The following is a 23,063-nucleotide window of genomic DNA, read 5'->3' as shown; positions in this document are numbered from 1 at the left end:
TGGGAGCGACAGGGACACCCACATCCCGAGCCGCCCGATCTACGGTGGTGGGCATGGACGCCAACAACGTGCTCGGAGAGTTCCTGCGGGCCCGCCGGGAACAGGTCCGGCCCGAGGACGTCGGGCTGAGCGGCGGCGGTCTGCGGCGGGTGCCGGGGCTGCGCCGCGAGGAGGTCGCGACGCTCGCGGGGATCAGCTCCGACTACTACCTGCGGCTCGAGCAGGGACGGGACCGCAACCCGTCTGCCCAGGTACTCGAAGCGCTCGCCCGGGTACTGCGCCTGGACATCGACGCGACCCGCCACCTGCTCGGCCTGACGGCGACCGGTCGGCGGCCCGTGCGGCGCAAGCGGGCGGCGAAACCCACACCGGTGCCGCTGAGCATCCGGCAGCTCATCGACGGCTGGACCACGAACCCCGCCTACGTGCAGAACCGGTACGCCGACGTACTCGCGGTGAACGCGCTGTACAGCGCACTGGCCCCCCACCACGTCCCCGGCGTGAACCTGCTCCGGGCCGTGTTTCTCGACCCCGGCGAGCGTGAACAGCAGCGGGACTGGGAGGACCTGACCGCAGGGGTGGTCGCGGGCCTGCGCGCGAGAGCCGGTGCCGACGTCGACGATCCGCGTCTGGTCGAACTCGTCGGGGAACTGTCCCTGCGCAGTGAACGCTTCCGGTTGCTCTGGGGTCGCCACGACGTCCTCCCCATGCGCTCACGCGTCAGCAGGAGGACCCACCCCCAGGTGGGCGACCTCGACCTGTACTGCGACAAGCTCGACGTCGGTGGCCTGGACGGACTCACCCTCGTCGTCTTCCACGCCGAGCCCGGCAGCCGGAACGCGGAGCTGCTGGGGTTGTTGGGCAGCCTCAACGCCCCGCTGTCCGCAGGGGACTTGAACGCCGAGGAACAGCGTCGGCACATGGATGCGCCGGGCGTCGACGAGAAGAGCGACAAGGAGAGCGGTGAGAAGAGCGGTGAGAAGAGCATGGACGGACAGTGAGTCCGCTGCGGCTACAGCCCCCGCCTGCACCGCTGAACCGCCAGCGCCCCCGCGTCCCGTGGCCCGCCCCGAGCCGCCAGTCCGGCCGCGATACGGTCCTGGACCTCCGTCGGCTTCTTCTCGGCGTACTTGAACTTCGCTCGTACGTCCGTCACTTCGAGCCTGATGCCACGGATACCGGCGAGCATCCGCCCGAACGGCGCCTCGCCCGCCGCCACTCGGGCGGAGCCGCCTGCCGGCTGGAAGTGGCTCAGCTGGCGGTTGAGCAGGGCGGCCTTCTCCGCGGGATCGTCCACGACGTGGGCGGTGCAGAGGAGTTGGACCGCCGCGTAGAAGCTCGTCGGCGTGCCGTGCTCGGACGGGCCGTCCGGTGCGGCCTGCCACGGTCCTGGGATGAACGTGTAGTCGTCGACCACGCTGAGCAGGACGACGGGGTTCCTCTCCAGCGCGGGCCAGAGCGGGTTGGGGCGGGCCAGATGCGTCACCGCCTCGGCGCGCTCGGCGTCGTACGCGAAGTGCAGCGGCTGGACGTACGGCGCCTCGCCCGGCAGGCCGTTGACGGCGAGCTGGCCGAAGTCGTGGGCGGCCAGCCACTGTTGCCATTCCGCTTCGTCGCGGGGTGCGTCCCAGGGGTGGATCAGCATCAGGATCAGCGGGCCCCGAGGTAGTCGGGGAGCTGGGTGCCGGGTGCCAACTCCGCGTCCGCGACCGGGGTTTCGTAGCCCTTGCGCAGCGGGACCACACCGGCCCAGTGGGGGAGCGCGAGGTCCTCGGGCTCGTCGTTCACTCCGCCCGTGCGCATCTTCGCGGAGACCTCGTCGAGGTCGATGCGGATCACGGCGGTGGCGGCCAGTTCCTTGGCGTTGGCGGGCCGTGAGTCGGCCGAGCGGCCTGCCACGACGTTGTCGACCAGGACGTCCAGGGCCAGGCGCTTCTCGTCCGGGTCCGTCACCTGGTGGGCGATGCCGTGCACCACCACCGAGCGGTAGTTGATCGAGTGGTGGAAGGCGGACCGGGCCAGGATCAGCGCGTCCACGTGGGTGACCGTCAGACAGACCGGCAGGCCGGGATCGGGCCGGCCGGTCATCCGCAGCGGACGCGAGCCCGTCGACCCGTGCACGTAGAGGCGCTCGCCGAGGCGTGCGTACAGCGTCGGCAGCACGACCGGCGCGCCGTCACGGACGAACCCGAGGTGGCACACATACCCCTCGTCGAGGATCGCGTGCACCGACTCCTTGTCGTACGAAGCCCGGTCGGCGGAGCGGGTGGGGACCGTGCGGTCGGTCGGGGCGTAGGTGTCGGCGGTGGGCGGCGGGGGTGACTGGTGATCCCCCTGTGGTGCCGCAGCCGTCGCTTCCTGTACGGCCCCCTGGGTGTCCTGTGCGCCCTGTGCGTCCTGCGTGGTCCCCGGCATCGTGGTCTCCTTGCGATTTCTATTGCACTAGTACATAATCTGTGTTGTGCTAGGAGAATATCCGATCAAAGGCCGGGGTGCAGCAGAGATTTCCGCGAGCGTCGAACGCGCGGTGGGCGCCGGGGAGCTGGAACCCGGGCAACTGCTTCCGCCCATGCGGGAGTTGGCGGGGCAGCTCGGGGTCAACGCCAACACCGTCGCCGCCGCCTATCGCACGCTGCGCGAACGCGGGGTCATCGAGACCCATGGGCGGCGCGGTAGCCGGGTGCGCTCCAAGCCGGCCACCACCGGGCGTGAGTACATCCGGGTGGAGGTGCCGCCCGGTGTGCGGGACGTGGCGCGCGGGAACCCCGATCCGGCGTTGCTGCCGTCACTGGCGGCGGCGTTCGCGGCGGCGGGCGAGCAGGGTGACCGTGCTCCGGTGCTCTACGGAGACGCCACCGTGGAACCGGAGTTGGCCCGGATCGCCCGCGCCGACCTCGACACCGACGGTGTGCCGGACGGGCCCCTCGCCGTCACCTCCAGTGCGCTGGACGGCATCGAGCGCGTCCTCGCCGTACACCTCAAGCCTGGTGACACCGTGGCCGTCGAGGACCCCGGGTGGGGTGGGCTGCTGGACCTCGTGCCGGCGCTCGGGCTGCGGATGGTGCCGGTGGGCGTCGACGACGAGGGGCCGCTCGCCGAGGACGTACGGCAGGCGCTGGCGGCCGGGGCACGGGCGCTGGTCGTCACGGACCGGGCGCAGAACCCGACCGGGGCCGTGGTGAGCGCCACGCGCGCGCGTGCCCTGCGTTCCGTGCTCCGGGAGCACCCGGAGACCCTGCTCATCGAGGACGACCACGGCTACCGGATCGTCGACCAGCCCCTCCATTCGCTGGCCGGGGTCACCCGGCACTGGGCGTTCGTCCGCTCGGTCGCCAAGGCGTACGGCCCTGATCTGCGCCTTGCCGTCCTCACCGGGGACGGTGTCACCGTCGACCGGGTCCTGGGGCGGCAGCGACTCGGGCCGGGCTGGGTCAGCCGACTGCTGCAACGGGCCGTCGTGCGGCTGTGGGCCGATGGCGTGCTGGACGCGCGGGCGGTGGCCTCGGCGTACGGGGAACGCCGGGACGCGCTGATCGACGCGCTCGCGCAGCGCGGGGTCGCTGCCCGTGGGCGCAGCGGACTGAACGTATGGATCCCCGTCCCGGACGAGACCGGCGCGGTCGCCCGGCTGCTGCACGCGGGTTGGGCCGTCGCCCCCGGCGCGCGCTTCCGGATGAACGCCCCGCCCGGTATCCGGGTGACCGTCGCGACGCTGACCCCGGAGGAGACGGGCCCCTTGGCGGACGCGATCGCCTCGGCGGTGGGATCGGCGCCGACGCGGACCCACGTCTGAAAAGGTGTCCTGTGAAGGCGCCCCGATGGATGTGATGTGGGGCTGTGCCGGTCCGTGGCGCCGACGTGAGGACGTGACCAGGAGTGACGGATCCGCAGGTGACGCACCTGAGTTCCCTCGGCGCGCTTGGCCCGGACCTATGCCCGAGGCTCGGCCCGACGTCGGCGAGGGCCGGCCTGGGTCAGTGCCGCCCCGGCCAGTACCACCACCGCGCCCACCGGGGTCGACCAGGTCAGGGTCTCGCCGAGCAGGGTGACGCCCGCGACCGTGGCGATGACCGGGATGAAATACGTGACCATCTGGGCGGTCGTCGGGCCCGTCTCCGCGACCAGGCCGTACTGCAGCAGCATCGCGAAGCCCGTGCCCAGTGCGCCGAGCGCGACGATCGCGAGCAGCGGCCCGACGGGGATGCCGTCGGGTATTCCTGTGAACAGCGGTGTGACCAGGGCCAGTTGGAGAGTGGCCAGCAGCAGTTGGGCGCCGCTGAGCGACAGATGGGAGTGGCCGGAGCCCGCCAGCTTGCGGCGGACGTAGATCCAGCCGATGGGGTAGCTGAGCGAGGCCAGTAGCGCCAGCGCCGTACCCGTCGGGTCCAGGCCGCGGAAGCCCTGCCAGGCACCGAGGACGGTCAGCACGCCTATGAAACCCAGGCCGAGACCGGCCACCCGCACCCGCGTCGGACGGTCCTCCGAGAGCGCGACCAGGGACAGGGCCATGCCCCACAGTGGCGAGGTCGCGTTGCAGATGCCGGCGAGCGTGGACGGGATCGTCAGCTCCGCGTACGCGAACAGCGAGAACGGCAGCGCGTTCAGCAGGAACGCGGCCACCGCCAGATGCCCCCACGTGCGCGCGCCGCGCGGCAGCCGCTCCCGCCTCACCACCAGCGCCGCCGCCAGGACCGCAGTGCCGAAGAGCAGTCGGCCGAAGGTGACCTGGAACGGCGCGAACCCCTGCGTACCGACCTTGATCAGCAGGAAGCTGAAGCCCCAGATCAGGGACAGCACGCCGAAACGGATGCGCCAGTCGAGGGCGGGGCGGCGACTGACCTGGGCGGATGCAGATGCAGATGCAGATGCAGGTGTGGATGCGGGCGTGGAGGTGGCGGTGGGCGGGGGCGTCGCTGTCGTGGGCTTCGGGGTGGTGGGGCGGCTCATGGGTGCCACGATCCCCGAGTCGATCTCGTAGCACAAGCGAGCATGTGTTCGTCTTATCTCGTAGGATCGCTTACATGTTGAACCTGGAGCGCCTGCGCACCCTCGACGCCCTCGCCCGGCACGGCTCGGTCAGCGGGGCGGCCGAGGGGCTGCATGTGACGACGTCGGCCGTCTCGCAGCAGATGTCCAAACTCGAGCGGGAGGTGGGGCAGCAGCTCCTCGCCAAGAACGGGCGGGGCGTGCGGCTCACCGATGCCGGACAGCTGCTCGCGGACCACGCCGCGCGCATCCTGTCCCAGGTCGAGCTCGCCCAGTCCGACCTGGAGGCACAGCGCGGGCAGGTGGTGGGCGAACTGCGGCTCTCGGCGTTCCCGACCGCCGCACGCGGACTGTTCCCGGCCGCGCTCGCGGCCCTGCGCGCGGCGCATCCCGGGTTGCGGCTGCGCTCGTGCGAGCTGGAACCGGAGGCGGGGGTCGCCGGGGTGGTGCGCGGGGACCTGGACCTGGCGGTCGTGCTCGACTGGTACAACAAGCCGATGCCACTGCCCGACGGTCTGGTCAAGGCGGCGATCCTCGACGACCCGGCGGACGTGGCGATGCCGGTCGCTCATCCGCTCGCCGGCCGGAGCGAGGTGGACCTCGGGGAGTTCGCCGAGGACGAGTGGATCACGTGGGCCGAGGGCGAGTTCTGCCACGAGTGGCTGATGTTCACGCTGCGGTCCAAGGGCGTCGAGCCGTGCATCGGTCATCGTGCGGCGGAGACACACACGCAGTTGGCGCTGGTGGCGGCGGGGCTCGGTGTGTGCATCGCGCCGCTGCTGGGCCGTGATCCGGTACCTGCCGGCGTCGTCACCGTTCCGCTGCGGCAGCGTGTGCGGCGGCATGTGTACGTGGTCTGGCGGGCGGATGCCGACCGGCGGCCGTCGATCCGGGCGGCTGTGGAGGCGTTGAGGGTGGTGGGGCGGGGGGTGGGGTGAGATGCGCTCCGCGGGTTCGGCGGGTGTGGGGGCGGCGTGTTGTGGAAGGGAGTTCGCCCCCGCCGCCCCTAACCGTCCCATCCCTCCCCCAGAGGGGGGACCCGAACTGGGGGCTGCGCCCCCAGACCCCCCTACGGCCCTGAAGGGGCCTTGTCCTCAAACGCCGGACGGGCTGGATCGTGCCGGACGGGCTGGATCGTGCCCGTCCGGGCTGGATGGTGCTGCCCGCTACTGGGGTGGCAGTTTGCTGAAGTCCCAGGAGACCGTCTTTTCCGGGGTCAGGCGTATCCAGGCGTGTCTGCCGTCGTGCGGCATCTCGTCCAGGTGGAAGTTCTTGCGGGCGAACAGGGTCTCCGGGACGTCCAGTTCGGCGCGGAGTTCCCCGGTGCGCGGTGACTCGCCGACGAAATCGACGGCGCCGGACAGCTCCACGCCGCGCAGTTCGTCGTACTCCTCGCCCGTGTCGACGACGATCGCCACCCGCGGGTCACGGCGCAGGTCGGTCCAGCGCTTGCTGCGGACCACCGAGTACAGCCACATCGAGGTGCCGTCCCAGGCGAACCACAGCGTGCTCACGTGCGGAGCGCCCCCGGCCGACACCGTGGCTACCCGGCAGGTGCGCTGGGTCGCCAGGAACTCGTCCAGCTCCCCCGGCGTCATCATGATCTTCCGGCCTCGGCGCTGAGTGGCGGTCATGCGATCCCCCTTTTTGCTCTCTTACGTCAGAAAAGAATATGGGCTGCCTTCCGCCCGTACGCGACGGACGTTAGTCTCGCCCGCCCACCCGTAAGGTCCGCGACCAGGGAGCGCCATGCCGTCGTACGAACAGCTCAGCGAACTCCTCGACCCCGCGACTACGGTCCTGCTCACCGTCGAGTGCCAGCAGGGCGTCGTCGGACCGGACAGTGCCCTGCCCGAACTCGCCAGGGAGGCGCGGTCGTCGGGGGCGCTCGCCCAGGTCGCCAGGTTGGTCGCCGCCGCCCACGAGACCGGTGTCCAGGTCGTTCACGCCGTCGCCGAACGCCGTCCCGACGGGCGGGGCGCCAACCGCAACGCCCGGCTGTTCCGGGCCGCCGCACGGCTCCCCGTCCAGCAGTTCTCGGGCACCACCGCAGTGCGCGTCGCACCGCCGATCGAGGTCGCCGACGAGGACTTCGTCGTACGGCGGCTGCACGGCCTCTCGCCGATCCAGGGCACCGACGTCGATGCCCTGCTGCGCAACCTGGGCTGCCGGACGCTGGTCGTGACCGGGGTCTCGGCCAACGTCGCGATTCCCAACGCCGTGTTCGACGCCGTGAACCGTGGATACACCGTCGTCGTGCCCGGGGACGCCATCGCGGGAGTGCCCTCCGACTACACCCCCGCGATGATCCGCAACACCCTCGCGCTGGTCGCCACGGTCGCGACCACCGACGAGGTGCTGGCCTGTCTCAAGCGTCCCCGCCGGGCCGGGCGGGAGCGAGCGTGAGGGTCAGGCGAGCGTGATGGAGTCGCCGGACACGGTGATCGACTCGGCGGCCAGCGCCTTGGTCGCCGGGCCCTTCTTCACGCTGCCGTCCGCGACCGAGAACTCGCTGTTGTGGCACGGACAGGTGATGACGCCGTTGGTGATGCCCGTCACCGCACAGCCCGCGTGCGTGCACTTCGCCGAGAACGCCTTGTAGGTGCCCGCCGTCGGCTGCGTGACCACCACACCCTGGTCCTTGAAGATCTTGCCGCCGCCCTCCGGTATGTCGGAGGTCTTCGCGAGGGCGGTGCCGGCGGCGGCGCCCTGTTCGGTGGCGGTGTCCGACGAGTCGTCCCCCGACCCGCACGCGGTCAGCGTGACGGCGAGCCCCGCCGCGCCGGCCGCCGCCATGACCGTACGACGAGCCGGTCCCGATACGGGCTGAAGCGAGGCGCTGCTCATGCTGGCGTTTCCTTCCGCAGGCGTTTCCTGATCCGTACGAAGATACGAACCCTGCGCGCGCGCCGTTCAGGCGGTACGGGCATCCGGCTCCGAACGCCCCAGTAACCTGGGCCGATGCTCAAGGAAGTCATCGCGACCCGCTACATCACGCCCCTGCGTGAGGGCGGTTCGTTGCCGGGGCTCGTCGAGGCCGACGATCTCGCGGCGTACGTCATGAAGTTCACCGGCGCGGGACAGGGCCGCAAGACGCTCGTCGCCGAGGTCGTCTGCGGTGAGCTGGCCCGGCGGCTGGGGCTGCGGGTGCCGGGGCTGGTGACAGTCGCCCTGGACCCGGTGCTGGGCCTCGGCGAGCCCGACGAGGAGGTGCAGGGGCTGCTCAGGTCGAGCGGTGGCACCAACCTCGGCATGGACTTCCTGTCGGGTGCGATCGGCTTCGACCCCCTCGCCTTCGAGGTGAGCGCCGAGGAGGCCGGGCGGGTGGTGTGGTTCGACGCGCTCGTCAACAACGTCGACCGCTCCTGGCGCAACCCCAACATGCTGATGTGGCACGGCGACCTGTGGCTCATCGACCACGGCGCCACGATGATCTGGCACCACCACTGGCCCGGCGCCCGCACCTCCGCCGCCAAGCCGTACGACGTCTCCGAGCACGCGCTCGCGCCGTTCGGCCCGGACGTCGCCTCGGCCGCCGCCGAACTGGCACCGCTGGTCACCGAGGAACTGCTCGCCGAGGTGACCGCCGAGATCCCCGACGCGTGGCTCGCGGACGAACCCGGCTTCGACTCGCCGGACGCCCTCCGGCGGGCCTACGCGGAGCCGCTCCTCGCGCGCGCCGCCGTCATCCATGAGCGCATCAAGGGCGCTGCGGGCATCCAGGGTGTCGAGGGGGAGAAGTGAGCGAGCGGGATGTCTTCGAGTACGCGCTGCTGCGGGTCGTACCGCGGATCGAGCGCGGCGAGTGCTTCAACGCCGGTGTTCTGGTGTACTGCCGCGCCAAGTCCTTCGTCGCAGCGCGTACGTATCTGGACGAGGGCAAGCTGCGTGCGCTGGACCCCGAGGCCGACGTGGCCGGTGTGCGGGCCGCGCTGCGTGCCGTCGAGGGGGTCTGCGCGGGTGGGAAAGCGGCAGGCCAGGCGGCGCTGGACGATGCCGGGCGGCGCTTTCGCTGGCTGATCGCGCCACGCTCGACCGTGGTTCAGCCGGGGCCTGTGCACACGGGCCTCACGGCCGATCCGGGGGCCGAGGCCGAGCGGCTGCTCACGCTGCTGGTCAGGTAATGGCTCACACCGGCACCGCATGCCGTTGACACCGGGTGCCAGGACTTCTAGCGTCACGGGTACTGAAGGTACTAAGCGGTCGCTCACCTGAGGGCGTACCGTGGGCCGCAGGCTTTTCAAGGGCGAGGAGAACCAGCAATGTCCACCACTGAGCAGCGGGTCGCCGTGGTCACCGGCGGTGCGCGCGGCATCGGCGCCGCGACCGCCGTACGACTGGCGGCGGAGGGCCGCGCCGTCGCGGTGATCGACCTCGACGAGGCCGCCTGCAAGGACACCGTCGAGCAGATCACCGCCGCCGGTGGCAAGGCGCTCGCCGTCGGCTGCGACGTCTCCGACGAGGCCCAGGTCGCGGCCGCGGTCACGCGCATCGCCGAGGAACTGGGCGGACCCACGATCCTCGTCAACAACGCCGGCGTCCTGCGCGACAACCTGCTCTTCAAGATGAGTGTCTCCGACTGGGACACGGTCATGAACGTGCACCTGCGCGGCGCCTTCCTGATGTCGCGGGCCTGTCAGAAGTACATGGTGGACGCCAAGTTCGGCCGGATCGTCAACCTGTCCTCGTCCTCCGCCCAGGGCAACCGCGGCCAGGTCAACTACTCCGCCGCCAAGGCCGGTCTCCAGGGCTTCACCAAGACCCTCGCCCTCGAACTCGGCAAGTTCGGCGTCACCGCGAACGCCGTCGCCCCCGGCTTCATCGCCACCGACATGACCGCCGCCACCGCCGAGCGTGTCGGCATGGGCTTCGAGGACTTCAAGGCCGCCGCCGCTACCCAGATCCCCGTGCAGCGCGTGGGCAATCCGGACGACATCTCCAACGCGATCGCCTTCTTCACGGGCGAGGCCGCCGGATTCGTCTCCGGCCAGGTGCTGTACGTCGCCGGCGGACCGCTCGACTAGGGCTGGGGAACAGGAACATGACGACAGTGGAACTCTCGGGCAAGGTCGCCCTCATCACGGGTGCCAGCCGGGGCATCGGCTACGGCATCGCCGAGGCGCTGATCGCGCGCGGTGACCGGGTGTGCATCACCGGACGCAACGAGGACGCGCTCAAGGAGGCCGTCGAGACACTCGGTGGCGACCGGGTCATCGGCGTGGCCGGCAAAGCCCATGACGAGGCCCACCAGGCCGTCGCCGTGGAGCGCACCCTGGAGGCGTTCGGGCGCGTCGACTTCCTGGTCAACAACGCCGGTACGAACCCGGTGTTCGGTCCGATCGCCGACCTCGACCTCAACGTGGCGCGCAAGGTCTTCGAGACCAACGTCGTCTCGGCGCTCGGCTTCGCCCAGAAGACCTGGCACGCCTGGCAGAAGGAGAACGGCGGCGCGATCGTCAACATCACGTCCGTCGCCGGCCTCTCGGCCTCGCCGTTCATCGGCGCGTACGGCGTCAGCAAGGCCGCGCTGGACAACCTGACACTGCAACTGGCGCACGAGTACGCGCCCGGGGTGCGGGTCAACTCGATCGCGCCGGCCGTCGTGAAGACGAAGTTCGCGCAGGCGCTCTACGAGGGCCGGGAAGAGGAGGCCGCTGCCGCCTACCCGCTCGGCCGGCTCGGCGTACCCTCCGACATCGGCGGCGCCGCCGCGTTCCTGACCTCGGCCCAGGCCGACTGGATCACCGGCCAGACGCTCGTGGTCGACGGCGGCATCTTCCTCAAGGCCGGCAACAGCTGACGTAAGGAACCCCGTGTGTACGAGGCGGGGCGGGCGTTACCCGATGGGGGCGCCCGCCCCGCCTCGCGTCTTTCGCGCACTCTGTCCGGATTGTCCGGAGCATTCGGAGTGTCCGCCGGGAGTCGCCGTATGTCGGCGAATTTGATGTCCACTCCGACATCTGCCGGAAGATGAGCGGCCGAAAGTCTCCATGTCGACCGTCGCAAACCTATGCGGCCCCGGCTGACAGAAAATGCTCCCGTGTCGACGTCCGAGGTCACACCGTCCGATGACGGTGCTGTCCGATACGTGCTGATCAACGGGCCTTCCCGGAAGCTGGACCGCCCGGTGGGGCGCTGCGGTATGGTCTGCCGACCGTTGGCTTGGTATAGCAGATCGAGGAGCGTGCACGTGTTCAACCGGAACCGGGGCCTGCGGCAGCTGGCGACAGCCGCGTCCATATCCATGGTCGCCGGATGCGGAGTCTTCTCCTCCGACTCCTCCAACGACGGGAAACCGATCGTGGTGGGGACGACCAGCGAGCCCAGCACACTGGATCCGGCGGCCTCCTGGGACAACTCGTGGGAGCTCTTCCGCAACGTCCACCAGACCCTGCTCAACTTCGAGACAGGCGGGTCCGAGCCCAAGCCCGACGCCGCCAAGACCTGCGAGTTCACCGACAGTTCGAGCACGGTGTACAGCTGCGAGCTGCGCGAGGGCCTGAAGTTCTCGGACGGACACGAACTGGACGCGCAGGCCGTCAAGTACTCCATCGACCGGATCAAGAAGATCAACGTCAACGGTGGCCCCGCCGGTCTGCTGACCAGCCTCGACCGGATCGAGGTGAAGGGCGACCGCGGGATCGTCTTCCACCTGAACCAGGCCGACGCGACCTTCCCCTTCGTGCTCTCCACGCCCGCCATGTCGATCGTGGACCCCGAGGAGTACCCCGCGAAGTCCCTCCGTGAGGACGGCAAGGTCAGCGGCTCCGGTCCGTACACCCTGGAGTCCTACAAGGAGGGCGACAGGGCCGTACTGGTCAAGAACGGCAACTACAAGGGCATCGCGGACCCCAAGAACGACGCCGTCACCATCCGGTACTTCCGGAGTTCGTCCGCGGTGGCCGACGCCCTCCGGGACAAGGCCATCGACGTCGTCTACCGCGGTCTCAGCGCCGCCGACGTCGTCGACATCGAGGACAACGAGAAGGAGGAGGGCCTCCAGCTCATCGAGAACGCCACCACCGAGATCAGCTACCTGGTGTTCAACCCCAGGGACCCGTGGTCCAACAAGCTCTCGGTCCGTAAGGCGATCGCCCAGGTCGTCGACCGTCCGGCGCTCGCCCACAACATCTACAAGGACACCGTCGAGCCGCTGTACTCCATGATCCCCAAGGGACTGGTCGGCCACACCACGGGCTTCTTCGACGACTTCGGGAATCCCAGTTCCTCCAAGGCCCGGCAGATCCTCCTGGAGGACGGCATCACCGAGCGGGTCCCGCTCACCCTCTGGTACACGAGCGACCGCTACGGCTCCCAGACCAAGCCGGCCTTCGAGGAGCTGAAGCGGCAGCTGGAGTCCTCCGGCCTGTTCACCGTGACGCTCAAGAGTCGCCCCTGGAAGACGTACGTGGACGGCTACCAGAAGGGCGAGTACCCGGTGTTCGGGCGCGGCTGGTTCCCCGACTTCCCCGACGCCGACAACTTCATCGCCCCCTTCGTGGGCGAGCAGAACGCGCTCGGTACGCCGTACACGTCGCCCCAGATCACCGGTCAACTGTTGCCGGAGTCCCGCCGGGAGAGCGACCGCGGGGCCGTCGGCGAGCAGTTCGAGGAGGCCCAGCAGATCCTTCTGGACGACGCCCGGTTGCTGCCACTGTGGCAGGGCAAGCAGCATGTGGCGGCGAACGAGGACATCGGCGGCGCCGAGGTGTCCATCGACCCGGCGACCATGATGGTGATGTGGGAGCTGTACTGGAAGACCAGCTGGTAGCAGCGCCCGTGGACGGCGCGCGTGGACGGCGCGCGGCTTGTGTCCGGAGCCTCGGGAGCCGTTGTCGGTGACCCGTTGTCAGTGGGCGCCGGTAGGTTCTTCGGTGAGTGGAACACACCGCACATCGGAGGAAGTTCACGTGACCGACATCGCCATGCTGCCCGAGTCCTGGCGCGGCGTCCTGGGTGACGAACTGCAGCAGCCCTACTTCAAGGAGCTGACCGAGTTCGTCGAGGAGGAGCGGGCGAAGGGTCCTGTCTATCCTCCGCGCGAAGAGGTGTTCGCCGCGCTCGAGGCGACGCCGTACGACCAGGTGAAGGTCCTGATCCTCGGTCAGGACCCCTACCACGGCGAGGGGCAGGGCCACGGCCTGTGCTTCTCGGTTCGCCCCGGGGTGAAGACCCCGCCCTCGCTCCGCAACATCTACAAGGAGATGAAGGAAGAGCTGGGCACGCCCGTCCCCGACAACGGCTATCTGATGCCGTGGGCCCAGCAGGGCGTGCTGCTGCTCAACGCGGTGCTCACGGTCCGCTCCGGCGAAGCCAACTCGCACAAGGGCAAGGGCTGGGAGAGGTTCACGGACGCGGTGATCCGGTCGGTGGCCGACCGTCCCGACCCGGCGGTGTTCGTCCTGTGGGGCAACTACGCGCAGAAGAAGCTCCCGCTGATCGACGAGGAGCGGCACGTGGTGGTGAAGGGGGCGCACCCGTCGCCGCTGTCGGCGAAGAAGTTCTTCGGCTCGCGCCCGTTCACCCAGATCAACGAGGCGGTGGCCGGCCAGGGGCACGCGCCGGTCGACTGGACGATTCCCGACCTCGGCTGAGCCTCGACCCGAGCTGATTCCAACCTGGGCCGACCCGGGAGCGCCGAGCCGCGTCACCGGGCCGGTCCGCGTCCGTCACGGGGCCGGTCCGGTGCCGTACCGGCTCGCCTGAGCGGGATTGTCAGCGCCTGCGGCTAGCGTCTGGAGGGACAGCGGGCACAGCGGACGAGGGCGGAGGGCGCGGTGACGGAGCGGCAGGAACAGGTGGCACCGGATGCCATGATGACCCGGATCGGACAGGCCGTCATGTTGCATCACGGCGGTGACCGCGAGGAGGCCCGGGGGCGCCTTCTGGGGCTGTGGGCGGAGATCGGCGCGACCGGCGACCCGTTGCACCGCTGCACACTGGCGCACTACATGGCCGACACACAGGACGACCCTTCGGACGAACTGGCTTGGGATCTCCGGGCGTTGTCGGCGGCACAGGAGCTGTCGGACGAGCGGGTCGCGGAGGTCGTCCAGCACGAGGGAGCGCTCGCGGTGCGCGCCCTGTATCCGTCGCTGCACCTGAACCTTGCTGCCGACTACGTCAAACTGGACCGCCCCGACGCCGCCCGCACCCACATCCGTCGCGCCCGCGGCGCGGCCGACGCCCTGGGGGACGACAGCTACGGCGACGGAGTCAGGGCGGCCATCGGGCGACTCGAGCTGCGGCTGGGGGAGGGGGACTCCGCCGGGGAACCGGAAGGGGATTCCTGGGGGCCGGATTCCTGGGGGACGCCGAGACAGCGGCCCTAGGAGGTCCAGGTCCCGGAACGCTCCGGAGGGTTCTGGCGAGCTGAAGCTCTGAAAGCGTGCCCGTCAGCCAGTCCGGTCCGACGCAGACCGCGCTCGAGCCCGACCCCTGCGCGCTCAACGCCCGTACGCCTCCTTGCAGATGACCGTCTGGGGGCTGTCCTTGCCCCAGCCGCCGTACTTCTTGCCGAGGGCGCACACGTCCGTGTTCTCGCGTACCGGGCGGGACACCTCGGGGAGCTCGACGCGGGGCTGGGTGTGACGGCGCTCGGGCTTGGGCGGGCGCTTCTTCGGCTTGGTCCGGCGTGGCGGGGGTGCCGGAGCGGCGGCCGGCGGGGCTACGGGCGCCGCGGCGGCCGGGCGGTGCGGCTCGCCCATGCCCTGCGGTGTCCGTGGGGCATGCGCGGGCCTGCGGTCGGGGCCGATGAGCTCCAGTGCCTCCCGGGCAGGCGCCTGCACGATCTGAGGTTCGGCCCGGCCGTCCGGACGGGGCGCCGACGGCTGGGACGGTGCCGGGAGCGGGCCGGGAGCGGTCGGGTGCTGGATCGTGACGCAGCCGGAGAGGGCCGTGACAGCCACAGTGACCAGAAGCGTTGCGGTGGTCGTCGTTCGATGCACCCGCGCAACTCTGCTGGTTCCGCTCCGTTTCGCGGCCGTGGACAAGGGGAGGATGCCCCACACGAGTGATCTCCGGCCCCTTACGGAGGGCCTGGGAGGGCCCCGGCTGACGGTCTCACCGTCCCGGCGCGCGACCCTCCGCCGGCGCGGCTCAGTCGCCGGTCGTTCCGTCGAGCCGTTCGCGGAGCAGGTCGGCGTGGCCGTTGTGGCGGGCGTACTCCTCGATCATGTGGGTGTAGAGCCAGCGCAGGTTGAACGGCTCGTCGCTGTGTTTGCTTCGGCCCTTCGAGAGGTCGTCGAGACCGAAGCCGGCGGAGTTGCGCCGGGCGATCCCGATCTCGGCCTGCCAGGTGCTGTACGCCTCCTCCCAGGTGTCCGCCTCGGTCAGATGGAACTCGCCGTCCCGGTCCTCATCGGTGTAGTAGATCGGCCCCGCGTCTTCGGCCACCAGCACCTTGCGGAACCAGCCCCGCTCCACTTCCGCCATGTGCCGCACCAGGCCCATCAGGGAGAGTTCGGACGGTTCCACCGAGGCGGTCCTGAGCTGGGCGTCGGTCAGGCCCTCGCACTTCCACGCCAGGGTCTGCCGGTGGTAGTCGAGCCAGCCCTCCAGCATGGTTCGCTCGTCGGCGTTCTGGGCGGGTTCACTGCGTGGCGTCGGTGTCGTCATACAGGCATGGTCGCTCACCGCGACCGCCCCCACCATGTGTTTTCCGGAGGCCCGGCCGGCCGGTGAAGCGTCCGGCGGCCCTATGCTTCCGGCATGACCCCGGCAGGCAACCCGTTGAAGGAGACCCCGTGAAGGTCGGCTGCATCGGACTCGGTGACATCGCGCAGAAGGCGTATCTGCCGGTGCTGGGCGCGCGGCCCGGCGTCGAACTGCATCTGCACACTCGGACGCCCGCGACGCTGGCCCGGGTCGCCGACGGACTGCGCCTGCCGGCCGGGCAGCGCCACACCGACCTCGACGATCTGATCGCCGAGGGCCTCGACGCGGCCTTCGTGCACGCGCCCACCGTCGTGCACCCGGAGATCGTCACCAGGTTGCTGGAGGCGGCCGTACCGACGTATGTCGACAAGCCGCTCGCGTACGAACTCGCCGAGTCGGAGCGGCTGGTGAGGCTGGCGGAGGAACGTGGGGTCTCGCTCGCCGTCGGGTTCAACAGGCGCTTCGCGCCCGGGTACACCCAGTGCGCCGACCACCCGCGCGAGCTGATCCTGATGCAGAAGAACCGCATCGGGCTGCCCGAGGAACCCCGTGCGATGATCCTCGACGACTTCATCCATGTCGTGGACACGCTGCGGTTCCTGGTGCCGGGCCCGGTCGACGACGTGACCGTGCGTGCCCGCACGGAGGACGGACTGCTGCACCATGTGGTGCTCCAGCTCGCCGGGGACGGTTTCACCGCGCTCGGGGTGATGAACCGGCTCAGCGGCTCCGCCGAGGAGATCCTCGAAGTGTCCGGGCAGGACACCAAGCGTCAGGTGGTCAACCTCGCCGAGGTGATCGACCACAAGGGGCAGCCGAGCGTACGGCGGCGCGGCGACTGGGTGCCCGTGGCCCGGCAGCGCGGCATCGAACAGGCGGTCCTCACCTTCCTCGACGCCGTGCGCGCGGGCAAGGTGCTCAGCGCCCGGGACGCACTGGCGACGCATGAACTGTGCGAGCGGGTGGTGCGGGCGGTGGAGGAGCGGACCGGCGCCGCCTGAGCAGGCCCATCCCCTCGACGGCACCCAGGACGACCATGACGAGCACGGCCGCGTGCACCAGCCAGTCGCCGAAGCGGACGTACGCCGTGACACCCCTGGCCAGCGGTACGTCGTACACCGCCGAGGTGCTCGCGTCGGTGCCGAGCCAGGAGCCGACGCGCTCGCCGCTCGGGCCGTAGACGGCGGAGACGCCGGTCAGCGTGGCGTGGACCATCGGCCGGCCGGTCTCGGCGGCGCGCAGGGCCGCGATCGAGGCGTGCTGCTCGGGGGCCCAGCTGTGCTGGAAGGACGAGGTCGAGGACTGGGCGATCAGTACCTGGGCGCCGTCCTGGGCGAGATGGCGGCTCATGTCCGGGAACGCGGACTCGAAGCAGACCATGGGCCCGACGCGCAGGCCGTGCCCGACGTTCATCACCACCTGCTCGGTGCCGCGTTTGCGGTCCTCACCCGCCGCCTTGCCGACGGAGGTGGCCCAGCCCAGCAGCGAACGCGCCGGAATGTACTCGCCGAAGGGCACGAGTCGCATCTTGTCGTACCGGTCACCGGTGGGGCCGTCCGGTCCTACGAGCACCGAACTCTTGTAGATGCCGGGCCGGTCCGATCGTCTGGCGTCCACGTTGACGAGGATGTCGGTCCCAGTCGTGCGCGAGAGTGACGCGAGCCTTTTCGCCAGGTCGGGGCGGTCGGCGAGGTCGTAGCCGACGCTGCTCTCGCCCCAGACGACCAGATCCACGTCCTGGCCGGCCAGCCGACGGGTGAGCGACTCCTCCAGCGCGAAGCGTTTCTCGGGGCTGTCCGCCCCGTCGACGATGCCCGGTTGCACGACGGCGATACGGACCCGGCCGTCCGCCTCCGGGCGCGGTGACCACACCCAGGCCGCGGAGGTCACGGCGGCGGTGGCGACGAGCCCGGCCACGGCCGGGACCCGGGACTCGCGCACCGCGACCAGGACGGTGACCGCGACGTTCACGGTCACCACCAGGAAGCTGAGCAGCCACACCCCGCCGACCGAGGCCAGCCGCAGCGCGGGCGCCACCTGCCACTGGCTGGATCCGATCATGCCCCAGGGCCCGCCCAGCCCCTGCCACGAGCGGACCAGCTCGACCATGAGCCACCCCGACGGCAGCACGACGAGCCCGGCGGCGATGCGTCCGACGGATGGTCTGCCGCCCAGGAACCGGTGTACGAGAACGCCCCAGGGTGCCCAGAGCGCGCCCAGCAGTGCCGCGATGACGACCGTGAACACATGCAGGCTCGGCAGCAACCAGTGATGCACGGCCAGCATGAACCCGAGGCCACCGAACCAGCCGTCGTACGCCGCCCTTTTGGCGGTCGGCGCGGACCGGACGAGCAGGATCCAGGGCACGAGCGCGACATACGCGAACCACCACAGGGCCGGCGCCGGGAAGGCGAACATGGGCAGGGCACCGGCCAGCGCGGCGACGACGGAACGGCGCCACGGGGAGGCGAGCCAGTGGCCGGGCAGTTTCATACGGCGCCTCCTACCAGTCGGTTTCCCAGGATCACCGGGTCACTTACCCAGTCGGTCACCCCTTACGTGGGTCACCTGGGTTCAGTGTGCGTGGTGGGGGCGATCCCGGACCAGCAGGACTCCGGCCAGGCCGGACGGATTCCTCGTACGGCGTACGGCGGCTGGTCCGGGTCGGGGGAACCAGTCAGTCGGTGGCCCGTTCGGTGACGGGTTCCGGGCGCGGATTCGGCATGCGCCGCCACTTCTCCTCTACGACCACCTCGCGCAACCGCCAGCCGTCCCCCGTACGGATCAGCCCGAAGGCGTACCGGCCGCCGCACACGAAGTCGGGTGCGGTGGACCCGCCTTGGCCGTCACGGTCCGCGAGGCGCATGGGATTGACGTAGTCCGCCTGGACGCGTGCAGTGTCGCCGGTGTCCTGCTCCAGGAGGCCGAAGCCGACCTGGCGGTTGACGATCAGATGCTGCCGCATCGGAAACAGTTCCATGTTCTGCCGGAGCCACCCGGCGACCTGTCGGGCGTCTCCTTCGATGCCGCCGGCCGAGCGGTAGTCCGCCCGCCCGTCCGGCGCGAACAGTTCCACGTACGCCTCCCAGTCGCCGTCGTCCACCGCCACCGCGTACGCGGTGACGAGTCCGTCGAGGGAGAGCCGGTCCATCACGGTCGCGAGCTCCACACGCTGCGTCATCGGCTCAGTGTTGGGCACGGGACGGGTGCAGCCAAGGGAAGTACGGATATTGGGTGGCCGATGGGCGTGTCCGCCTCCCAAGCTGGTCGAGTGAACGATCAGACAGTCGGTTTTCCCGACGTTTCCCGCGAACAGGAACCCAAGTTCCGCGTACGCGCCCGGCATACGGCGTCCACGGTGACCGTCTATCAGGCCTACGATCCGCGCATCGGCCTCGCGGCGGCACGTGGCGGCCGGTTTCCGGCGGCGTGGAAGCGGGACCGTATGACATGGATCAAGCCCAGCTTTCTCTGGATGATGTACCGCTGCGGATGGGGCGCCAAGGAAGGTCAGGAGACCGTCCTGGCTGTGGAGATCACCCGTGAGGGATTCGAGTGGGCGCTACGGCACGCGTGTCTGTCGCACTACGTGCCGGAACTGCATGCTGACCAGGCCGAGTGGAAGCGGCAGTTGAGGCACGCTCCGGCGCGGGTGCAATGGGATCCGGAGCGGGACCTGCACCTCAACCCCCTGCCCTACCGCTCGCTCCAGCTGGGGCTCGGGGGCGAGGCGGCGGAGCGGTATGCCGACGAGTGGATCGTCGGGATCGAGGACGTGACGCCGCTGGCCAAGCAGGTCCACGCGCATGTGCGCGTAGGCGAACTGACTCGGGCAGCTGCATTGTTGCCGGCGGAGCGGCCGTATCCGGTGGCGGAGAAGACTGTGTCGCGCCTGCGGCGATAGGTTCGAGGGGCAAGCTCAGTTCTGATGGGTAGTGGTCGGGAAGAGCAGCCTCTGGCTCACCTGGTCTGCCGCGCAGCCAGCCGCAAGGCGTCCGACACGGTGAGGAACAGAACGGCGTCCGGCACGGCCGCGACCGGCTCTCGGACCGGCTTGCGCTCACCGGTCACCACCACGCAGACGGTCGATCCCATCAGCTCGACCTCGCTGATCTTCTTCCAGTCCATGACGGTGCCCCCGTGCTCGAGTCCGGCCAGGCTCACCGTGAACGGCCCGAACTCCACTCGCCCACCGGCCTCCAACAACGCGCCCAGTTCGGCCATTCGGACCGTGGCGTCCTCTTCGGCGATCCGGTTCTGGATCGCGACCCAGCTGTTCGCGATCAGGGCGCCGATCTCCTGAGCGTCAGGCGTGTCACCCGACACCATGAAGTTACCGGCGGGCATCTGGACGTACACGGAATGGGTGGTGGACATGGTGACCCCGTTGCGTACGAGGTCCGTTGCCTGACGTCGGCATCCGGTGATCTCGTCCCAGGCCCCGGCGATCGGTGGCTGCGAACCGTACTGGTAAACGACGCCATCTTCGAAAACGGCACACCATGCGACCGGTCTGAACCGTGCGACCAACGGGACAGCAATCGCCCCGAGAAAGGTGCACGCGCCGAGGATGATGAAGAGGATCGCGTTCGTCCACTCACTCTCACCACTGATGACGAAAAACATCATCACGCAGAACGCCGTGACGAGGAGGAGCATGAACGAGCCCCACCAGGACACCGCACTGGTCCGTGTGCGAAAGGCGTATCGACCGGCGCCGAGTTGCCGCGCCACCGCCGCGCCCGGCACGGTCTCCGGGATCTCGTCCCATGGATTTCTGGCCCCCATTGACACTCCCGCCGCACGCTGACGTACCCCAACAGGCCCGCCAACAAGCCGAGTTGACGATCCAGAATGTCGTCGAGATGCTACGGTGTCCGGCTGGAAACCGGTAGACGACCGTCGCTCATCGTGGCGGGCCATGCCCATGGCCGAGTTGTTCCCGTTGTTCCCGTCGTTGCTGTGGGTCGTATCGGTCGGAAGCCGTCCTGGCTGTCGAGATCAGCCGTGAGGGCTTCGAGTGGGCGCTGCGCCTCCAACCCCCGCCGTACCGGCTCTTGCCCGCGCGGGCCAGGCCGATGACGAAACCCGTCACCTCCTCCAACTGGCGGACGCGATCCAGTGCCCCAGGGTCGCCGGGATCCCGCCGACGTCACGGACCAGTCCGCCGACGACATGCAGTGCTGCCGTGTCGTCGCCGCACATCGCGCGATCGAGCACGCCGACGAGCTTCTCGAAGCCAAGGAGGGCAGTGCGCCAAAGGGTCTGTGAGTACGGCTTGACGTGGATCACCGAGCCGCGTTCATGGGCGTGGGGGTTAATGGAGGGAGACGGTCATCTTCACTGTCGCGTCGTCCCCGGCTGCGAGGCCGCTCTGCTTGCGCACAGCGGCCTTGAGAGGCAGCAGATAGCCGTTGTCCCTGGGGAAGAGCGACGTCCGGAAGACGACCTCGCCGATCTGAGCCTCTACGGGGATCACGCCCCAGCCGTAGGTGACCATCGCGGCCAACTCGCGGATGTCGGCGGACTCCTCGTCCGGCACAGGGACGAAGTAGTACGGCGACGGCCCGCGCCATTCGACCACACGGCCGGAAAAGTTCAACTCCATCAGGCCAGTCTCCTGCCCCGTCGGCGGCCACGTCACATGATCGGCGTGACGAAAAATGACCAGGGTGCCTTGAAGCGGCAGTTGAGGCAGCCTTCGGTGCGGGCGTGGTGGGCCCGGAGTGTGATCAGCGGCTCGGTACGCCGACGAGTGGACCGTTGGGATCTAGGATGCGCACCCGCACCCGCACCCGCAGACGTAGAAGGCGTGGGAGACAGGGTGCGGAGCAATGCGATATGGAGGTACGCACATGAGCGGGTCGTCCGTCACCGTGGTCACCGGTGGTAGTCGGGGGATCGGTGCCGCGGTTTGTCTGCGGCTCGCGGCGGACGGTCATGACGTCGCCGTGGGGTATGTGCGGGACGTGGGGGCCGCCGAGTCCGTCGCGGCGGGGGTGCGGGAGGCGGGAGCGCGGTGTGTGACCGTGCGGGTCGACACCTCGGTCGAGGCGGAGGTGGACCGGCTGTTCGACACGGTGGAGGAGCGGCTCGGGCCGGTCACGGGGCTGGTGAACAACGCCGGGGTGACCGGGCCGTTGGGCAGGCTCGCCGACGCGGACCCCGTTGATCTGCGACGCGTGGTGGACGTCAACCTGCTGGGCACGCTGCTGTGTTCGCGTCGGGCCGCGCGCTCCATGACGGCTCGGGGCGCCGGCGTGATCGTGAACGTGTCCTCGGCGGCTGCCACCCTCGGCAGCCCCGGCGACTATGTGCACTACGCGGCGACCAAGGCGGCCGTCGACGCGCTGACCGTGGGTCTGGCGAAGGAACTCGGTCCGGACGGTGTCCGCGTCAACGCGGTGGCGCCGGGCATCATCGACACCGGGATGCACGCGACGATGGGCGATCCGGGCCGGGCCGAGCGCGTGGCCCCGACGATCCCGCTCCGCAGACCGGGGCTGGCGAGCGAAGTCGCTGCCGCCGTCGCCTGGTTGATGTCCGCGGACGCCTCGTACACGACGGGCGCGGTGCTGCGGGTGTCGGGCGGGCGGTGACGCTGTGTGGCGGGGAGGGGGAGCGCAGGAGGGGTGTGGATCAGTGGGGCGGGGGAGTGGGACAGGCGCCCTGCTCTCCTGGCGTCCGCCTCGCGGTCACGCGGCCTCGATGATCTCGCCACGTATCGCCGCGGCCCACCTGACCACCAACAGTTCGTACTCCTCGCGTTCTTGGGCCGAGAGGGATCCGCCCGCGCGGAGCCAGAGCGCACGGATCTGCTCGTTCAACGCAGCGGCAGACCGCACGGAACCAGGGGCCAGGGAATCGGGGGACATGCGCACCAGCGTAGGCGCAAGGACTGACACTGCGCTACCGAGCGGCTACTCGTACGGTATGTGGTTGGTCACGGTCGGATGATCTTCCGCCCGTGTGTGCGGCCCGGGCGTCAGCCCGAGGACTGAAGCTTCCCCTTGATCGTGGACACCTGGAGACTGGGGTCTGAGGTTCCAGAGGAAGCAGTGTCAGGTGGGAAGCAAGTACACGAATCGGTACTCGGACGAGTACAAGCGGGACGCGATCGAGCTCGTGCGGTCGTCGGGCCGAACGGCGACCGAAGTCGCCCGTGCCGCCCAGGAGGCCGAAGCCGGGCCAGGCTGTCGGGGCCGGGCGGCGACATTCGGGACGAGGAGCTGAAGCGGCTGCGGAAGCTGACTGCCGAGCAGGCGAAGACGATCGAGATCTTGAAAAAAGCGACCTTAGATTCAACCGGTCAGAGCAACAGTGCTGGTTGAGGACGGTTTACGTGGCGAGACTGGGTCGGCCGGGGATGTCGGACGAGATGAAGGCCGACTTGTGGCGGCGCTGGAGGGCCGGGGAGTCGA

Annotated in this window: 27 protein-coding genes; 14 read left to right on the top strand and 13 right to left on the bottom strand. The window is 69.8% G+C overall.

The genetic code is table 11. From position 1 onward, the window contains the following. Positions 1 to 53: 53 nt before the first annotated feature. Positions 54 to 1,001 carry a helix-turn-helix transcriptional regulator gene (locus tag G3I56_RS39955; protein ID WP_164418024.1) on the top strand — a complete coding sequence of 316 codons (948 nt, stop codon included), beginning with the start codon at positions 54 to 56 and terminating at the stop codon, positions 999 to 1,001. An 11-nt stretch (positions 1,002 to 1,012) separates the two neighbouring features. Here G3I56_RS39955 and G3I56_RS39950 read toward each other — a convergent pair whose 3' ends face one another. Together G3I56_RS39950 and G3I56_RS39945 are read right to left on the bottom strand one after the other, a co-directional pair. Further along, positions 1,013 to 1,645 (bottom strand): FMN-binding negative transcriptional regulator, encoded by a 633-nt coding sequence (locus tag G3I56_RS39950; RefSeq protein ID WP_164418022.1) that lies wholly within the window; start codon positions 1,643 to 1,645, stop codon positions 1,013 to 1,015. 5 nt (positions 1,646 to 1,650) lie between these two features. Continuing rightward, the gene (locus tag G3I56_RS39945) at positions 1,651 to 2,415 is read right to left on the bottom strand and encodes a pyridoxamine 5'-phosphate oxidase family protein (protein WP_164418019.1); all 765 of its coding nucleotides are present in this window, start codon (positions 2,413 to 2,415) and stop codon (positions 1,651 to 1,653) included. Between the two features lie 46 nt (positions 2,416 to 2,461). Between G3I56_RS39945 and G3I56_RS39940 the strand changes: the two genes are divergently transcribed. Next, positions 2,462 to 3,793, top strand: a complete 1,332-nt coding sequence (locus tag G3I56_RS39940; RefSeq protein WP_164418017.1) for an aminotransferase class I/II-fold pyridoxal phosphate-dependent enzyme — start codon at positions 2,462 to 2,464, stop codon at positions 3,791 to 3,793. Positions 3,794 to 3,930: 137 nt separating this feature from the next. Here G3I56_RS39940 and G3I56_RS39935 read toward each other — a convergent pair whose 3' ends face one another. Continuing rightward, positions 3,931 to 4,983 (bottom strand): DMT family transporter, encoded by a 1,053-nt coding sequence (locus G3I56_RS39935; protein WP_164418015.1) that lies wholly within the window; start codon positions 4,981 to 4,983, stop codon positions 3,931 to 3,933. A gap of 38 nt (positions 4,984 to 5,021) precedes the next feature. On the opposite strand from G3I56_RS39935, the gene G3I56_RS39930 reads away from it, so the two are divergent. Beyond that, on the top strand, positions 5,022 to 5,924 hold the full coding sequence (locus G3I56_RS39930; protein WP_164418013.1) for a LysR family transcriptional regulator: 903 nt from the start codon (positions 5,022 to 5,024) through the stop codon (positions 5,922 to 5,924). 228 nt (positions 5,925 to 6,152) lie between these two features. On the opposite strand, the gene G3I56_RS39925 is transcribed toward G3I56_RS39930, so the two are convergent. Beyond that, positions 6,153 to 6,620, bottom strand: coding sequence for a pyridoxamine 5'-phosphate oxidase family protein (locus tag G3I56_RS39925; protein WP_164418011.1), 468 nt, complete (start codon positions 6,618 to 6,620; stop codon positions 6,153 to 6,155). 115 nt (positions 6,621 to 6,735) lie between these two features. On the opposite strand from G3I56_RS39925, the gene G3I56_RS39920 reads away from it, so the two are divergent. Continuing rightward, positions 6,736 to 7,392, top strand: coding sequence for a cysteine hydrolase (locus G3I56_RS39920; protein WP_164418009.1), 657 nt, complete (start codon positions 6,736 to 6,738; stop codon positions 7,390 to 7,392). Positions 7,393 to 7,395: 3 nt separating this feature from the next. On the opposite strand, the gene G3I56_RS39915 is transcribed toward G3I56_RS39920, so the two are convergent. Beyond that, positions 7,396 to 7,833, bottom strand: coding sequence for a Rieske (2Fe-2S) protein (locus G3I56_RS39915; RefSeq protein WP_164418007.1), 438 nt, complete (start codon positions 7,831 to 7,833; stop codon positions 7,396 to 7,398). A 114-nt stretch (positions 7,834 to 7,947) separates the two neighbouring features. Here G3I56_RS39915 and G3I56_RS39910 point away from each other — a divergent pair, with 114 nt between their 5' ends. The 7 genes from G3I56_RS39910 (at position 7,948) to G3I56_RS39880 (ending at position 14,318) form a co-directional block, all read left to right on the top strand. Further along, a complete protein-coding gene (locus G3I56_RS39910; protein WP_164418005.1) occupies positions 7,948 to 8,730 on the top strand; it encodes a HipA family kinase in 783 nt (260 codons plus the stop codon). Then, positions 8,727 to 9,110: a DUF3037 domain-containing protein gene (locus G3I56_RS39905; protein WP_164418003.1), complete on the top strand. Its 384-nt coding sequence runs from the start codon at positions 8,727 to 8,729 to the stop codon at positions 9,108 to 9,110. Before G3I56_RS39910 ends, G3I56_RS39905 begins: the two co-directional genes overlap by 4 nt. 138 nt (positions 9,111 to 9,248) lie before the next feature. Beyond that, positions 9,249 to 10,010, top strand: coding sequence for a 3-oxoacyl-ACP reductase FabG (gene fabG / locus G3I56_RS39900; protein WP_164418000.1), 762 nt, complete (start codon positions 9,249 to 9,251; stop codon positions 10,008 to 10,010). A 17-nt stretch (positions 10,011 to 10,027) separates the two neighbouring features. Then, entirely contained in the window at positions 10,028 to 10,786 is a 759-nt protein-coding gene (locus G3I56_RS39895; protein ID WP_164417998.1) for an SDR family oxidoreductase, read from the top strand. Positions 10,787 to 11,176: 390 nt separating this feature from the next. Next, positions 11,177 to 12,757, top strand: a complete 1,581-nt coding sequence (locus G3I56_RS39890) for an ABC transporter substrate-binding protein (RefSeq protein WP_164417996.1) — start codon at positions 11,177 to 11,179, stop codon at positions 12,755 to 12,757. 139 nt (positions 12,758 to 12,896) lie between these two features. Beyond that, the gene (gene ung / locus G3I56_RS39885) at positions 12,897 to 13,580 is read left to right on the top strand and encodes a uracil-DNA glycosylase (RefSeq protein ID WP_164417994.1); all 684 of its coding nucleotides are present in this window, start codon (positions 12,897 to 12,899) and stop codon (positions 13,578 to 13,580) included. A 183-nt stretch (positions 13,581 to 13,763) separates the two neighbouring features. Continuing rightward, positions 13,764 to 14,318: a tetratricopeptide repeat protein gene (locus G3I56_RS39880; RefSeq protein WP_164417992.1), complete on the top strand. Its 555-nt coding sequence runs from the start codon at positions 13,764 to 13,766 to the stop codon at positions 14,316 to 14,318. Between the two features lie 114 nt (positions 14,319 to 14,432). Here G3I56_RS39880 and G3I56_RS39875 read toward each other — a convergent pair whose 3' ends face one another. Continuing rightward, complete coding sequence (locus tag G3I56_RS39875; RefSeq protein WP_343240201.1) at positions 14,433 to 14,933, bottom strand: hypothetical protein; 501 nt, start codon at positions 14,931 to 14,933, stop codon at positions 14,433 to 14,435. A gap of 151 nt (positions 14,934 to 15,084) precedes the next feature. Continuing rightward, positions 15,085 to 15,603 (bottom strand): DinB family protein, encoded by a 519-nt coding sequence (locus tag G3I56_RS39870; RefSeq protein WP_164417990.1) that lies wholly within the window; start codon positions 15,601 to 15,603, stop codon positions 15,085 to 15,087. A 128-nt stretch (positions 15,604 to 15,731) separates the two neighbouring features. Here G3I56_RS39870 and G3I56_RS39865 point away from each other — a divergent pair, with 128 nt between their 5' ends. Then, positions 15,732 to 16,643, top strand: coding sequence for a Gfo/Idh/MocA family oxidoreductase (locus tag G3I56_RS39865; protein ID WP_164417988.1), 912 nt, complete (start codon positions 15,732 to 15,734; stop codon positions 16,641 to 16,643). Here the strand turns inward: G3I56_RS39865 and lnt are convergent. Together lnt and G3I56_RS39855 are read right to left on the bottom strand one after the other, a co-directional pair. Next, positions 16,561 to 18,135, bottom strand: a complete 1,575-nt coding sequence (gene lnt, locus G3I56_RS39860) for an apolipoprotein N-acyltransferase (RefSeq protein WP_164417986.1) — start codon at positions 18,133 to 18,135, stop codon at positions 16,561 to 16,563. The two genes, G3I56_RS39865 and lnt, sit on opposite strands and share 83 nt — an antisense overlap. A 184-nt stretch (positions 18,136 to 18,319) precedes the next feature. Next, the gene (locus G3I56_RS39855) at positions 18,320 to 18,823 is read right to left on the bottom strand and encodes a nuclear transport factor 2 family protein (RefSeq protein WP_164417984.1); all 504 of its coding nucleotides are present in this window, start codon (positions 18,821 to 18,823) and stop codon (positions 18,320 to 18,322) included. Between the two features lie 90 nt (positions 18,824 to 18,913). Here G3I56_RS39855 and G3I56_RS39850 point away from each other — a divergent pair, with 90 nt between their 5' ends. Then, complete coding sequence (locus tag G3I56_RS39850) at positions 18,914 to 19,546, top strand: DUF4291 domain-containing protein (RefSeq protein WP_343240200.1); 633 nt, start codon at positions 18,914 to 18,916, stop codon at positions 19,544 to 19,546. A gap of 56 nt (positions 19,547 to 19,602) precedes the next feature. Here the strand turns inward: G3I56_RS39850 and G3I56_RS39845 are convergent, their stop codons facing one another. The 3 genes from G3I56_RS39845 to G3I56_RS39835 all read right to left on the bottom strand — a co-directional run bounded on the left by G3I56_RS39845 (position 19,603) and on the right by G3I56_RS39835 (position 21,250). Further along, on the bottom strand, positions 19,603 to 20,391 hold the full coding sequence (locus G3I56_RS39845) for a DUF6585 family protein (protein WP_343240199.1): 789 nt from the start codon (positions 20,389 to 20,391) through the stop codon (positions 19,603 to 19,605). A gap of 342 nt (positions 20,392 to 20,733) precedes the next feature. After that, positions 20,734 to 20,934, bottom strand: coding sequence for a hypothetical protein (locus G3I56_RS44460; RefSeq protein WP_239135389.1), 201 nt, complete (start codon positions 20,932 to 20,934; stop codon positions 20,734 to 20,736). 25 nt (positions 20,935 to 20,959) lie between these two features. Further along, positions 20,960 to 21,250 (bottom strand): DUF1905 domain-containing protein, encoded by a 291-nt coding sequence (locus tag G3I56_RS39835; protein ID WP_164417979.1) that lies wholly within the window; start codon positions 21,248 to 21,250, stop codon positions 20,960 to 20,962. A gap of 247 nt (positions 21,251 to 21,497) precedes the next feature. Here G3I56_RS39835 and G3I56_RS39830 point away from each other — a divergent pair, with 247 nt between their 5' ends. After that, a complete protein-coding gene (locus tag G3I56_RS39830) occupies positions 21,498 to 22,241 on the top strand; it encodes an SDR family oxidoreductase (protein ID WP_164417977.1) in 744 nt (247 codons plus the stop codon). 96 nt (positions 22,242 to 22,337) lie between these two features. Here the strand turns inward: G3I56_RS39830 and G3I56_RS39825 are convergent, their stop codons facing one another. Then, positions 22,338 to 22,517 (bottom strand): hypothetical protein, encoded by a 180-nt coding sequence (locus tag G3I56_RS39825; protein ID WP_164417975.1) that lies wholly within the window; start codon positions 22,515 to 22,517, stop codon positions 22,338 to 22,340. Positions 22,518 to 23,063: the final 546 nt, after the last annotated feature.

It is taken from the genome of Streptomyces sp. SID12488 (assembly GCF_010548275.1).
Lineage (GTDB): Bacteria > Actinomycetota > Actinomycetes > Streptomycetales > Streptomycetaceae > Streptomyces.
This window is presented reverse-complemented; position numbering and strand designations above follow the sequence as displayed.

Coding starts and splice junctions, on each gene's coding strand:
- G3I56_RS39945 (WP_164418019.1), bottom strand. CDS start 2,415: ATGCCGGGGACCACGCAGGACGCACAGGGCGCACAGGACACCCAGGGG.
- G3I56_RS39955 (WP_164418024.1), top strand. CDS start 54: ATGGACGCCAACAACGTGCTCGGAGAGTTCCTGCGGGCCCGCCGGGAA.
- G3I56_RS39925 (WP_164418011.1), bottom strand. CDS start 6,620: ATGACCGCCACTCAGCGCCGAGGCCGGAAGATCATGATGACGCCGGGG.
- G3I56_RS39930 (WP_164418013.1), top strand. CDS start 5,022: ATGTTGAACCTGGAGCGCCTGCGCACCCTCGACGCCCTCGCCCGGCAC.
- G3I56_RS39855 (WP_164417984.1), bottom strand. CDS start 18,823: ATGACGCAGCGTGTGGAGCTCGCGACCGTGATGGACCGGCTCTCCCTC.
- G3I56_RS39870 (WP_164417990.1), bottom strand. CDS start 15,603: ATGACGACACCGACGCCACGCAGTGAACCCGCCCAGAACGCCGACGAG.
- G3I56_RS39830 (WP_164417977.1), top strand. CDS start 21,498: ATGAGCGGGTCGTCCGTCACCGTGGTCACCGGTGGTAGTCGGGGGATC.
- G3I56_RS39835 (WP_164417979.1), bottom strand. CDS start 21,250: ATGGAGTTGAACTTTTCCGGCCGTGTGGTCGAATGGCGCGGGCCGTCG.
- G3I56_RS39920 (WP_164418009.1), top strand. CDS start 6,736: ATGCCGTCGTACGAACAGCTCAGCGAACTCCTCGACCCCGCGACTACG.
- lnt (WP_164417986.1), bottom strand. CDS start 18,135: ATGAAACTGCCCGGCCACTGGCTCGCCTCCCCGTGGCGCCGTTCCGTC.
- G3I56_RS39895 (WP_164417998.1), top strand. CDS start 10,028: ATGACGACAGTGGAACTCTCGGGCAAGGTCGCCCTCATCACGGGTGCC.
- G3I56_RS39910 (WP_164418005.1), top strand. CDS start 7,948: ATGCTCAAGGAAGTCATCGCGACCCGCTACATCACGCCCCTGCGTGAG.
- G3I56_RS39950 (WP_164418022.1), bottom strand. CDS start 1,645: ATGCTGATCCACCCCTGGGACGCACCCCGCGACGAAGCGGAATGGCAA.
- G3I56_RS39825 (WP_164417975.1), bottom strand. CDS start 22,517: ATGTCCCCCGATTCCCTGGCCCCTGGTTCCGTGCGGTCTGCCGCTGCG.
- G3I56_RS39915 (WP_164418007.1), bottom strand. CDS start 7,833: ATGAGCAGCGCCTCGCTTCAGCCCGTATCGGGACCGGCTCGTCGTACG.
- fabG (WP_164418000.1), top strand. CDS start 9,249: ATGTCCACCACTGAGCAGCGGGTCGCCGTGGTCACCGGCGGTGCGCGC.